The organism is Paraburkholderia sp. BGA-UO-ETr-F12 (assembly GCF_059567945.1).
In genome coordinates this window covers 341,243-354,189 of sequence record NZ_JCAQOZ010000067.1, presented here as the reverse complement: position 1 = coordinate 354,189, position 12,947 = coordinate 341,243, and the positions used below count along the sequence as shown (strand labels likewise).

Sequence of the window (12,947 nt, the reverse complement as noted above, 5' to 3'; positions counted from 1 at the left end):
CTGCAGCCCAAACATTTACCGAAGGTTTCTTACCCCGCATCTAACTAAACTCAATAACCTACGGGCCGCCCATCGGTGATACACCTGCCGGTGCCGAATATGCAAAACGCATCCCCCACCCGATCTGAAGCGCTGAAGAATGCTGCGACCACTGCGCCTTGGATCGGTTCACGCAAGACCATTGCAGAACGGTTCACGGGGATCGTCTTCAACGTCGTGAGCAAGCGCGCCGCATCCTCGTCCGGATTAGACATGTAGCCCTGACGTTGACGGCCTTCGCGCAGCTTGACCGCTGCCTCTCCAATCGCCAATCCGCTGTAGACGAAGCCGACAGATGCACAAATTTCACGCCGGCGCGCTCTTCAACGCGATAAAATGGACGTACGCTAGGGGAACAGCTCCGTGATCAGCCGATCGAACGAAGGGTTGGAAATCATAGTTGAGGCTATCGTTGCGGACTTGCTCAACCTTCCCACTAGCTATTCGTGGCTGCTTGTATAAAACTTGATTTGCTAATCTGCGGTGGGGAAAGTGTGAGTACAAACTATGCGAGACCTCTCGCTACTAACGAGTTGACCGTTCAGTTCCTCACAAGGGTCCTTGGTTATAAAGAGTGCTTGGATACCAGCAATCTCGCTGTAAAAGTCGCGAAAGCTGAAGTCTTGCTGTCTGTTATGACCGGTGACGATACGCTAACCAGCCGAAAATATCGACACCCGACTTATTGCACCGATTCCGAGCGCGCCCGGTTGCGAGAGGAAATATTCAAAGAATTAATAACACTTCCGCGGCCGCCTAATGATGACGACATAGCGCCTACTGTCGGAGGCATGCTTCCACTGACCGAGGGTGGGGTTAAACGAGAGAAAAAGGCATTTCTGCTCATCGGACTTCCAGCATCTGGAAAATCTTCGATCTCGAACAAGATTGCAGATATGTACGGCGCTTATATTATTGATTCAGATTATGCAAAGCGAAAGTTTCCAGAATATACGGAAGAATACGGCGCAGCCGTTGTTCACGAGGAGTCCACATTAATAACTTTCGGCCATACAGGAAGGAAGTACTCCGACGAACCTAATGTATTGGAATATTGCGTTGCCGAGGGCATCAATCTTGTCATACCCAAGATTGGCGCCAGCGTTGACTCAATAAAAACTCTCCGCGACCTCCTTATTAGTCATAAATACGATGTGCATCTGACGCTCATTCGAGTGGATAGACTTTCTGCGACCCAAAGAGCCCTTAAGCGGTTTTGCAGCACAAAGCGATATGTGCCAATTTCTTTAGTATTCGATGGATATAGTAACGATCCCATCGTTACCTATTACTATACAAGAGACGAATCGACTTGGAAATCTGTTGGGGCGGTGTCAACGGAAGGCTCCGTGCCCGCGTACATTGAAGGTCCCAAGGAAAATCCTGCGCATATTTATCGGTGAGGTGTAATATGGTCAAACAAAATAACCAAAAAGTCGATTTTAGACGCGATGCCAGTGCAAACGCAAAGCTTTCCTCGATGAAGAGCAAAAGCTCCCGCCCCGGGAGGCTGACGATGAAGATGGAAAAGAAAAATCTAGTCCTTCGCGGGTCTGCCTTTGTCGATCTTAGTGCAAAAAGAGATGACGTAGAAGTGAATGCCGCCGTCAGCTCCCTTGCAGGGAAGACACTACAGGAAATCAGAAGCAAGTATGAAAAATTTCGCAAGTAACCTGATTTATGTGATGAATAATGACCTGGCACGCCGCTCATAATCAAATAAAACCGTACATTGTTAGAATTGAAACCCAGACAGGATCGGGGACAGGCTTTCTATTTGCATATAATGAAAATAACTCTATTGCAGCAATAGCTACGGCCTCGCACGTGGTGGAGGAGGCCCACGACTGGAAACAACCAATTAAAATTCTTCACTACGAAACCGGGAAAGACATCTTTCTGACCGACGCCGAGAGGGCAATTTTCTTGGATCGTGAGCGCGATTCAGCCAGCATCTTGATCCAGGCGAAGCTGCTGCCCTTTCCGAAGAAAGTATTGACGCTCATCGATTCTTCGAAATTTATGAAGGTAGGAGTTGAATTAGCTTGGGTTGGCTTCCCGTCCGTCGCTTATCCGGAATTGTGTTTTTTCGCAGGGCACGTCAGTGCATTTATAGCAAAAGACGATTCGTATCTCATTGATGGCGTGGCGATTAACGGCGTCAGTGGTGGTCCGGTGTTTCGTGACTTTGATGAGAAACCTCCGCAGATTGTGGGGACTATTTCCGCCTACCTACCGAATCAAACGGGCGATAAAGTCTTACCTGGGTTACTGAAAGCCCAAGATATTTCCTCCTTTGAAGATACATTGAAAACATTGAAATCCATGGATGAGGCGAGGGCGAAGGAGCAGCAGGAAGCAAAGGCTGCAGCGCCCACCCTTCGTTCGACGGCTGAAGGGAAACCTTAAGTAACCTAGCGAATCTGTATGAAGTTACAGAGGTGCACCGACAAGTAGCCCCCAGAATATCGATTACGCGGCGAAAGTCCTCCTCTTGCGGCATTCGTCAGCTGTTGCGATTGAATACTTTTCCATGGGCAACGGGCGTTAGAGGTATCTCGCCGGTATCACATCGGTTCTGCGTGTGTGCCTGCTGTAATATTCGTTTTCTGTTAGAAAACGACTCACGAACGGTTTTATGCCATCTTGTGCGTAAATCGTTCCTTCAAAGGTCACGTTTGATAATATTTGCTCGTCGTAACATAGGCCAGAGAGACCATGCCGACCGAAATTTTCGAGATGACGATTAACTGGAATCGTTGCATTCATGTGGACACCGTCATAGATGACCAGTTGGTTCGATCGCTGACCCCCGACATCCTAGCGCTCCGACAATTGAGTAACGATCCGATTACGATAGCGATCAATAGCCCCGGCGGATCTCTAACATCACTCGACACCCTCTTAGGCCTTGTCACTGGTCCTGACCAAGACAACAAAAGATGTCGAGCAATTACGGTTGCAGTACAAAACGCATATAGCGCAGCGGCAAATCTCCTCGCCTTTGGTCAATACTCGGTGGCCTTGCCACATAGCGAGATCCTTTTCCACGACGTTAGATATGGCGGCATACAAGATGTCACGCCGACAACCGCACGCATTGCCGCCGCCGAACTGCAAAATGCCAATGAGCGATTCTCTTTAAGACTAGCGAATTACGTTTTTCGGCGACTAACATGGAATTACATTCAGCTTGAATCAAATTTCGAATCAATTAATAAAAAATTTCGTCGAGTTAACGAAAAATATACTCATCTGATACAGAAGTGCTGTCGCGTTGCACCAGGAACCAGCAAGGCAGATGTTGCAGGCTTTGCAACTGCGCTGTTTGCATCTGTTTCGCCGGCTGCCGAATCCCTAATCGACAATGCGATGGATCACCTAGGGCAATGGGGAATCATGAGTGCACTTGCGGAGAGTGCGCCGGAATTCCGCGCCAAGGGATCGAGACGACCGGGGATGCTCGACGGGACAAAGGCACTATTTGGATCGATGCGCAAAATCAGCCATCGTGACAACGGCTTGGATATTCTGGAAAAAGCGGGACCGCACTTAAAGTTAATTTTGACCATCTTGACGGAAAAACTCGTCCTGACCGAAAAATCAAGCGATCTTAACTTCTCAGAAATATTAGAAAAATCCATCGACGACTACAAATTGATGGAATCGATAAATCACAAACGACATTTTCAAACCGCCACGAAAAACTTGCTTCGCTATAAGCGGACTTTTTTCACAGAAGACGGACTGACTAGATTAAACAGTGATGATCCGGAAATCAAACAGGCCGCTCTTGACGAAGCGTTGCCTACCGCGCGTCTTTTTTGGCATTTTTGCGTACTATTGTGCCGGGAGCTTTTCAACGGCGAACACTCGATTTCTCCGCGCGACGCGCAGATTCTAGGGCTTGTTGACGAGGTGGCAGGCGGAGGCCCTATACAAAGCGTCCGGGAGTGGAATCTAGAACAGGCTGCAAGTGAAACTAGCGAGCAGGCTTCGACAAGTTAAGCAAAATGAGGACGCACGGTGTGGCTTTCTGCGCAGGCCAGCTACCTTAGCGAAGTCCGCACCCGCCCCGCAAGGGGCGTATCGCCGTAAAAGGCTGCCTTGCGAGGCTGACTATTTCGCGAAGGTTCAGGACTAGACGAACAAACTGATCTGACAACATTGCAACACACCGGGCGATCGTCCGTTTACGTTCGGCTCGAAAAACAAATCAATGTGTTGGTGTTTCTGCACAAACAGCGCTGCGGTTGGGAGATCACCGACGACGTACTCGATTGTTAGTAGACAGTCCAACGCCAACTGTCACGATCGACCTGCTGGTCGAGCCACGCCTTATCCAATGAGCGAACTTCGGCCATTTAACTCGCCCACGCGATCGCTGCACCGCAGCCATGACTTATAATCATCAAGCCATCGGGAAACACCCGGTGGTCGGGTTTAGCAGCCTGTGATTTCACCCGCACACCCGCTCAGGCGGGCGTGCGTCTATCCCTGCACGTCTATATTTCAATGGGCGGGTCGTAGGGGGGGAGCCGCAAGGCTCGCCGGTTTTGGTGAAATCCCGGTCTGCTAACCCTTCTACGTGCCCGCTCACCCCTTCCCCAAGCAAGCGAGTGTCGGGCGATCCAGGAAGTACCAGGGAGGTCGCACCATGAGCAGCAAACCTACAAAACAATCTCAACCCGCTTCACGCCCGCCTGTCGACGCGCTCCAGTACGAAAAGCTTGCGCTCTCCACCTTCGATCTATGCAACCGGCAGTTGAGCCAACTCAACACATTGATCACACTTGGCTCCTCAATATGTAGGAATCCTGCCATCACGAGTGACGAAAGGCGACGTCAACAGACCATGCTTGAATTGCTCGTCGACACAGCAGAGCAATATCAGCGGGAGCTGGAGTGTGACCGTGAGCTATATCAGGTGATCGCACTCGACGCGAAGGGCATCCCTCAAAGCCGCATCACCGCGAACCGTGCAATGCGCCTTCTTGCAGAGGCATCACAAATAGCGACGAAGGAAACGCCAGCAGCCACAAAGCCGAGCCCGGGCAAGCAAACGTCAGCCAAACCCACGACGAACGCATAAACGGACGCGGCGCCCCAACAAAGGGCTCCCGCGCGCAGCACTAACCATCAAGAAGGCGAACAACGTAAGTTGATCAGATTTGCAGGATGCCTGCCCTCCGTCACGAGCATAGGCGAGCGCCACAAGCAAATGTGGGCAGGCATCCTACAAACCCAAACGAAGTCAGCCTAATACGAGCTCCGTTGATAAGCGATTTTTGTCCGGTCTAGAATCGTTCCGGTCCCTATACGAGCCGGTCGAATCCCACGGAGAGCCGAGTGACGGTCATCGCGCAAGTTTCAGATATTCATGTCCGTCCTCACGGCATCCTGTATCAAGACGCCGTGGACTCGAATGCAATGTTTTCGGCAGCCGTCGATTCGCTGAACCGCATCCAACCCGAGCCGGACCTGGTCGTCATCTCCGGCGACCTGACGGACTACGGTACCGAGGATGAGTATCAAAAGCTTCGCGAATTACTTGCCGGGCTGAGACGACCGTTCGTGGTCCTGCCGGGTAATCACGACGACCGTGGCAATCTACGGGCCGCGTTTCCCGATCACGCGTGGCTTCCGAACGAGGGCGCACTCTCGTTCGCGCTGGACGTGGGCGAACTACGCCTCGTGGCGTTGGACACTTCCGTTCCTGGACTGCATCACGGTGAACTGGACGCCCAAACCTTAACCTGGCTCGACACCGAACTCACTGAGCATCGAGATCGGATGGTGGTCATCGTCATGCACCACCCACCGTTCATGACGGGCATTCCTTATCTGGACATCTACGGGTTGCGAAACGCGGATGCATTCGCAACGGTTCTTGCACGCCACAACAACGTAGATCGAATTCTCGCCGGACACGTCCATCGGTCGATGCAGACGCGTCTCGGACACGTTCCCGTCCTCACGTGCCCGAGCACGACCACACAGATCGCGCTGCGCGTCGAAGCGGACGCGCAGCCCGCTTCTTTTCTCGAACCACCCGCATACATGCTGCATCGGTGGACAGGTCGAGGTCAGCCGGCGGTCTCCCACTTGTGTTACGTCGAACGTTTCGAAGGTCCACTCCCCTTCGCGTAAGTTTCGCCGTCAAGTACACAGCGGCCGATAGACGTACGAGTCGTTAGCAATATTGCTCGGCTGGCCTTTGGTCCACGAGACAGGATCGCATCGAAACTTGCGACCACATTTAATCAGTCGAATTTGACCAGGTCCTTAAAGATCAGTTGACCCCACCTATCTCCCAGTCCCTGCACAAGCAGTCCACCTTCCGACAGGCCGCCAAGTTTGACCGGCGCGAAACCGAGATCTTCGGCAAGCGCAGCAATCTCCTCTGCGGCGCCATCATCGTCACTCGCCAGGAACACGACTCTCCTGCCACCGTGTACGCCCGGGTCCTGCTCAAGGACGCGAGCGCCCAAGTGATTGAAGCCCTTGACCAGCCTGCTACCCGTGAAGGCCTGCGCGACGGCCCTGGAAGCAGGTTGCCCACCCACTTCCTCAGGGGGCACGCCGTAGGCATTGGTGACATCGACGATAGTCTTGCCCTGCCAGCTCGGCAGCGCCTTCGCGACATCCTTGTGCGACTCGAAACGAACAGCCAGAAAGACGATGTCCGCCTTGACCGCTTCCGCCAGAGTTTTGGGAATGATCTCGGGTCCGATAGCGGCCGCAGCGGATGCAAAGCTTTCCGGGTCGCGAGTGGTTGCAACGGATACTTCGATGCCTTTTCGTGCAAACGCCTTGGCAAGCGCCTGGCCGATCTTGCCGAAGCCAATAATTGCGTAGCTCATATAGTTTCCTTGGGTGTGCGACGCCCTACCGGCTCCGAATATCGAACGGAGTGACCGGCGGGCTTAGCGTGTCAGAGTTGCGCAAGGCCGCCGTCGACGGCAACCTCGCTGGCGGTCATGAAGCTGCTGTCCGGCGACGCGAGAAAGGCGGCCGCCGCTGCGATCTCTGCCGGATCGGCCATACGCAGGAGCGGAGTCATCGCGCCATAGGCTTTCTGGCCCTCTTCGCCCAGCGACCTCTTCGCCAGTTCGGTCGCCGTCGCCCCGGGCGAGAGCACATTGACCCGGATGCCCGTGCCCTTCAGGTCATGCGCCCATGACCGCGCGAGGTTGCGCACCGCTGCCTTGCTCGCGCTATAGGCAGTGAATCCCGGGGCGCCCGTGGTCCCGGCGCTCGATCCGGTCAGGATGATCGAACCGCCCGCGCTCATCAGCGGCAGCGCCTTCTGGACCGTAAAGATCGTACCCTTCACATTGGTGTCGAAGGTTTCGTCAATGTGCTCGGCGGTGATCTGCCCGAGCGGAAGCGGGCTTCCCGCCCCGGCGTTGGCGAAGACGATGTCGAGAGTGCCGCGCTCGGCCTTCACCGCCGCGTAGAGCCGGTCGAGGTCGGCCTCATCGGAAACCGAACCCTTGACTGCGCGGGCATTGGGCCCGAGGTCGGCGACAGCGGCATCGAGTGCGTCCTGCCGGCGGCCGAAGATGAAGACGAACGCGCCTTCCTCGATGAAGCGTTTTGCTGCGGCAAAACCGATGCCGGTAGCGCCACCGGTGATCACTGCGGTCTTTCCATTCAGTCTATGCATGTCATTCATCCTTCGAAACAGAAGCGAGAAAGACAATTTTGGCCCTCTTGATCCATGAAGCCAATTGACCGAATATCTATAGGTACCATCTACTTTTTAGATATATGCTCGACAACGTCACCATCAATCAACTTCGTGCCTTCGTTGCCGTGTGTGACCAGGGAAGCTTTTCCGGGGCCGCACGGGAACTGAGGCGCGCACAGTCAGCGATTAGTCACGCGATCAGCGCGCTCGAGAGTGCCTTTGATGTGTTGCTGTTCGAACGCAACGCCCGCAAAGCCACGCTGACAGCGGCGGGCCGTAGCCTCCTGCCCGATGCTCGTGGGGTGATCTCACGCACCGAGGAAATGAAGATGCGCGCGGTTGCGATTGCTGAAGCCGGGGTGCCACAGGTCTCGATTGCAGTGGATACCTATTTTCCGCGCGCGCACCTGATTGAATGCCTGCGCAGGCTGCAGTCGGACTTTCCAACCGTTGCAATCAATCTGCGCATGACGACCATGCAAGGCGGCGAGCACCTGGTCCTCGACGGAACGTGCGCATTGGCGGTGACGATCAGCGACGTGCCGGAGCTGAGCCCGGCTACCATAGAACGGCAGCATCTATGTGAAGCGCAAATGGTGACCGTCTGTGCGCCATCGCATCCTCTGGCCGCGGTCGCGGGGCCGATCCCGCGGGAGGAATTTGGCCGGCACATCCAGCTCGTCGTCACCGACAATCAGCCCGATGCGGAAAAGACACAACAGGGCGTCGCCAGTGGACGCCAGTGGCTGGTCAATGACCTCGGCGCGAAGCACGATTTGCTAAGGGGCGGTTTGTGCTGGGGGCACATGCCGCATCATGTGGTTGCGCAAGATCTCGCGGACGGAACACTTGTCGAACTTCAACGGCGCGCCTCGCATATGCGCGCCCTCACCTTCATGATCTCGCAGCGGCGTGGGTACTCGTTTTCCGAATGCGAGACGCGGCTGGTTGCGCTGCTCGGTAATCGTCATCGCTTTTCGAAAGGTGCTAGCAAGAGGTCTGTGTCCCGCGCGGGCAAAAAAGCATGAAGGGTCGCTACGCGCGAGCAGCAGCCGCGCGGCGGCTGAAGGGTGAATTACGACAGTTACTCGTCATGCGATTACTGTTGATCACACGGGGTGCAGCCTGAAGTTCCCACTAAGGACACAGTGTAAAAGGTCAGCGGGCCGCGTCACCGGCGAGAACGTATGCACCCCAGAAATACGGGTGACGGTAGAGTTCTCCATCCTTGCCGCTGGCCATGTCGCGCTCTGTACGCGCCAGAGCCTCGGCTTTTGACAGCGAGGGATCACTGGCATAAGTCCGGAATACACCTGTTGTCACCTCTGTAGCCGATCGAGATTCCACAGCCCACTGGGTGAGGAGAATCGAGCGCGCCCCCGCTGCAAAAAAGGCGCGGGACAGCTCCGACATCGCATCTCCCGCGTTACCGGTGACGAGTCCCGTCTTGCAGGCGGACAGTACCACCCAGTCGGCATTCAACCGCAAGGTCACGATGTCGTCCGCGGTGAGAACCGAATCTGGCAGCCCGTTTCCCTCATAGGCCAACGCGAGTCCCGCTTTGTGCCAGCCCGGCACTTCGCCCGCGACGATGCCGTGCGTAGCGAACAGAACAACCCGATCGTTCAACAGATCCCGCTTCATGACTTCGCTACGCGAGGCGCTCGTTCCCCACAGCACGCTGTGCTCGGAAGCATTGAGCGTCTTCGCGATTGAGGTCGCTTCGTCGAGCGTCTCAGGTAACGGTGCGACGCGATGGTAGTCGAACGAAGCCGTACTCGCATCAACCGGAAAGGCTCGCGCGGGAGTTCTATCCACGGGTGGGACCGCAATCGTGGTTGAGTCGCGGCCATTGAAGCTCGGATCTGCGAACGCGATCAGCGCCTCGCCGGCGTGCGCTGCCGGATGACTGCGGGCGAGCATGAGGGCCGCGGCATTCGGAATACGTACGGGCATTGTCCTCGCGATCCACCAGTGTGCATTCGCAAGATCCGTTGCGGGTGCCGTCACGAGCACATTGAACGGCAGGCTCGAGAGAATGCCGCTTGTGGCGATGTACACGGTTGTCGCCCCTTCGAGGTCGGGCTGGATCGAAGAGATCAACAAGCGATAGAGATCCGAGGCCACTGTTGTGTCGAACCCGGTCAGCTCACCCGCCTTACGTGGCGGAACGCCCGCGTCAAACACGTTGCGAAGCGTCAGGATCTTCTTTCTCAGGTCTGCACGCGTTACGTTGAGTCGTGTCGCATGCAGCGAGCCTTCGGCGTTGACGACGAATGCGTAGGTCGCATCGCGCCCGACGTAGAAATCGACATAGACCTCACCCGAATGCAGGGCCGCACCCACCCGCTCCGGCGTGGGAACGGCGGGCGATACAAGTTGCCGGTACTCCGGAAACTGCTTGTTGATGTGCTCGTGGAGCGCGGCCAGATCCTCGGCCGAGGCATTCATGGCCCTCTCGGCATCTTTGACACTAGCGATTGCACTCCCTTTATCTCCGGTATTTTCCGTGTCGACCTTGGCAAGGCGTGTGCTCAGTCCCGAGAGTCCCATCCGTTCGATATTTTGGGCACGACGCGCCATCTGCTCCTGCTCAACCAGGCTGCGCAGTTCCGGTGTGACCGCCGCCAATCGCGCAGCACCATCGCTCATCGCGCCCTGGGTCGCATTCATGTGAAACAACTCGGCGATGCGGAAGGCGAGTGCCTGACCTTCTGCGCCGTCGTCCATGAGACGGCTCAGGCACATTGCAAGGGCACCGTCCTCGACATAAGCGCCCGCGGTACTGGAGGCGTCCCAGTCGTCGTTCTGGCCAAGCATGGGCGTCACGTATCGGGCGATCTCGCTTTCGCTGACCTTCTTCTCGGGATCCTCGAGGCGATAGAGCATCAACATTGCAGACTGATACTTGACGAACGGACTCTGCGCACCCTGGCCCTTCACGTTGTACGCCAGCACGCGTGAAAGCTTCGACTCGGCTGCCGACCAGTTCCCCTGCGTCCCGAATATCACAGATTCGCGCTCGTCTGAACTCGGTGTTTTAGCCGCGACCGGATTGATCGAAGCCGCGTATTCCAAACCGTCAGCGTCGGCCTTGAAGTCGGCAAGGCGGTTTGTCGCAAGCGCGACCATCAAACGCATGCGCAGCGCATCCGCGTAGGTGAACGAATAGGGGAGCACGCCGGCATCCTGATACCCCTTAATGGCTTTGTCTGTCCAGGCGAGTGCGCCATCGTAGTCGTCGTTGGACATGAGCGCGATCGACATTGCGACCTCAACGCGGGCGCGCTGTGAGGGGGTCGGTTTGAGTCGAGGATCGTGGTCGATGTCCCAAAGCATCCCGTTCGCGTAGTTCAACGCCTCGGTGCGCCGATTGTTCTGCGTTTGCAAGCGCACGAGATGATCGACTTCATCGAGCAGTTGGTTAGCGGCTTCCTGGTGACGATGTTCACTGAGCGACGGATCATCGAGATTTTTTCTCGCCAGATCGGCCGCCTCGCGCACCTTGAACAACGCCGTGTCATGTTGATTCAAAGCGCGGCGCGCAAGCTCCGCCTCGGCAGAGAGATACCCGTAGGCAGGTTCTTCCGGAAGGGTTTCAAGCTCGGCAGCGCTCGTCTGGTCGGCCAGTTTCTTCGCCTGATTCACCAGCCTCTGGCTTCGCACGAAGTCGTTTTGAACCGCATACGCTATGGCAAGTCCTGATGCGGTGAGCGAGCGCTGGCCAGGCGAAATCTGCCCGTCGTACACAATGCTCTCCAAGACCCCCATTGCGCCGGCGGCATCATCAGCGTTGTAGTAATCCTGAACGAGTGAAATCAGCAGTGCAAGCCGCGTGTCTCCGTCCGAAGTCTGTTCGAGTCGCTTGCGAATGGCCCTCTCTTCATCGGCGACGGAGGGCTGCCCAGACGCCGTGTAGACTTTTTCGACGGACCCATTCACACCTTGAAGCTCACCCGCCATCGAAGTCCGGGGTAACCCGCAAAAGGACCCGACAATCGCCGCCGACAAGAAGCACAACATAGTCCTTAGACACCGGCCCACGACATGCGATGTATTCCCGGATCCGATGGCCATCCTTGCCTCCGCTTCACGTCCCGCTGACCAGGGAGCACCCAGCACAGAGGCGGAAATCTGACATTAGCCGTTCAAGGACGAACATTAGCTTGCAACAGACAAACAAAGCTATACGTTATCGGCCAGCTTCTGTTGTTTGTCATCGTTTTACTTGCGCTTTGAACCTTGGCCCGTTGTACCCCAGCCGACGTTCGCAATGGCACGGGACGTGCCGATCATCCGGCCTGGCGTTAATACCGGATTTCTGTCAGCGCGAAGACCGTAGCGTCGCCATTACCGTTCCGGAATAAAAAAAGCACTCGATGGCATTTCAGAAAGCACTGCGGTCGTGCAGGTTTTCAGAAGCCGTGAATTGGCGATCTTGTCCGGACTGGAAATGTCGATGTGGCGCTGTCGTTCGAGCGCACGCAAAAAGTCAGCCTTTAACTCCTCGTCGTAAACCCCGCGCTGTTCGACTTTGCGGCGTATCGTTTCGAGGTCGTACTCGAGGGCTTGATAAGAAACGATCGTCATTTCATACGTTTTCAGCGTTTTTCTGAACTGAATGGCCGGCCGGATGGCAGCAATGAAGGCGGAAACCGTTCCTAGGCCTTGCCATACGTGCTTGCCGATGTCAGTTTTGAAAAACCATAGGCCGGCGACGGCCGATGTCGGGGCCGCGATGACGAGCGCCAGATCCATCGCCTTATCCAGAAGTTCCAGACGGCGCAGCCGTTCACTGTAATATCGAACATTGAGCCGAGCAGTACGAAGCTTGTCATAAACTGCCCAGACTGGATGGTTCTCGCGTTCCATGGTTCCCCCGTACACGTGCGGAGCAAAATAATGATAGTCAAGAAACACAGCAGAGGCATTCTTGTCTTGCTACCTGCGCTATTTTGCTTGTCGGCTCTCACGCAGGCCGAGGTGCCCGAAACAAATCCCTCTACATCAGGAAAGGCGGCGGCTCGAAAAGCAGGCGCGCCGATTCCGTCCAGCGCCGCGTATGCACAACCGGCATCCGCAGCAAGCGGTGCCGCTTCGAACCCTGACCAGGGTGGCGCGCCGCCCGCCACACGCAGCATCTTTCCGAATGGCTCTCATCCCAGCGTCGACCCAACGCAACCGTGGCCGCGATCCGGCCCTGCTGACGAATCCA

At 55.8% G+C, this 12,947-nt stretch carries 11 protein-coding genes; 7 read left to right on the top strand and 4 right to left on the bottom strand.

All coding sequences use genetic code 11. The annotated features are described in order from the left end of the window. Window positions 1–617 precede the first annotated feature (617 nt). From AC57B6_RS38095 to AC57B6_RS38070, 6 genes are all read left to right on the top strand, one after another. A complete protein-coding gene (locus AC57B6_RS38095; protein WP_496423284.1) occupies window positions 618–1,442 on the top strand; it encodes a zeta toxin family protein in 825 nt (274 codons plus the stop codon). A gap of 8 nt (window positions 1,443–1,450) precedes the next feature. After that, complete coding sequence (locus AC57B6_RS38090) at window positions 1,451–1,711, top strand: hypothetical protein (RefSeq protein ID WP_496423283.1); 261 nt, start codon at window positions 1,451–1,453, stop codon at window positions 1,709–1,711. Between the two features lie 20 nt (window positions 1,712–1,731). After that, complete coding sequence (locus AC57B6_RS38085) at window positions 1,732–2,448, top strand: S1 family peptidase (protein ID WP_496423282.1); 717 nt, start codon at window positions 1,732–1,734, stop codon at window positions 2,446–2,448. 309 nt (window positions 2,449–2,757) lie between these two features. Next, entirely contained in the window at window positions 2,758–4,047 is a 1,290-nt protein-coding gene (locus tag AC57B6_RS38080) for an ATP-dependent Clp protease proteolytic subunit (protein WP_496423281.1), read from the top strand. 649 nt (window positions 4,048–4,696) lie between these two features. Beyond that, window positions 4,697–5,131, top strand: coding sequence for a hypothetical protein (locus AC57B6_RS38075; RefSeq protein WP_496423280.1), 435 nt, complete (start codon window positions 4,697–4,699; stop codon window positions 5,129–5,131). A gap of 257 nt (window positions 5,132–5,388) precedes the next feature. Beyond that, complete coding sequence (locus tag AC57B6_RS38070) at window positions 5,389–6,189, top strand: phosphodiesterase (protein ID WP_496423279.1); 801 nt, start codon at window positions 5,389–5,391, stop codon at window positions 6,187–6,189. A gap of 113 nt (window positions 6,190–6,302) precedes the next feature. On the opposite strand, the gene AC57B6_RS38065 is transcribed toward AC57B6_RS38070, so the two are convergent. Further along, window positions 6,303–6,902 (bottom strand): NADPH-dependent F420 reductase, encoded by a 600-nt coding sequence (locus AC57B6_RS38065; protein WP_028195114.1) that lies wholly within the window; start codon window positions 6,900–6,902, stop codon window positions 6,303–6,305. Between the two features lie 71 nt (window positions 6,903–6,973). Beyond that, complete coding sequence (locus AC57B6_RS38060; protein ID WP_496423324.1) at window positions 6,974–7,708, bottom strand: SDR family NAD(P)-dependent oxidoreductase; 735 nt, start codon at window positions 7,706–7,708, stop codon at window positions 6,974–6,976. A 104-nt stretch (window positions 7,709–7,812) separates the two neighbouring features. Between AC57B6_RS38060 and AC57B6_RS38055 the strand changes: the two genes are divergently transcribed. After that, window positions 7,813–8,760, top strand: coding sequence for a LysR family transcriptional regulator (locus AC57B6_RS38055; RefSeq protein ID WP_496423278.1), 948 nt, complete (start codon window positions 7,813–7,815; stop codon window positions 8,758–8,760). A 130-nt stretch (window positions 8,761–8,890) separates the two neighbouring features. On the opposite strand, the gene AC57B6_RS38050 is transcribed toward AC57B6_RS38055, so the two are convergent. Beyond that, the gene (locus AC57B6_RS38050) at window positions 8,891–11,695 is read right to left on the bottom strand and encodes a CHAT domain-containing protein (RefSeq protein WP_496423277.1); all 2,805 of its coding nucleotides are present in this window, start codon (window positions 11,693–11,695) and stop codon (window positions 8,891–8,893) included. 387 nt (window positions 11,696–12,082) lie between these two features. Further along, window positions 12,083–12,604 carry a hypothetical protein gene (locus AC57B6_RS38045; RefSeq protein ID WP_028359591.1) on the bottom strand — a complete coding sequence of 174 codons (522 nt, stop codon included), beginning with the start codon at window positions 12,602–12,604 and terminating at the stop codon, window positions 12,083–12,085. Window positions 12,605–12,947: the final 343 nt, after the last annotated feature.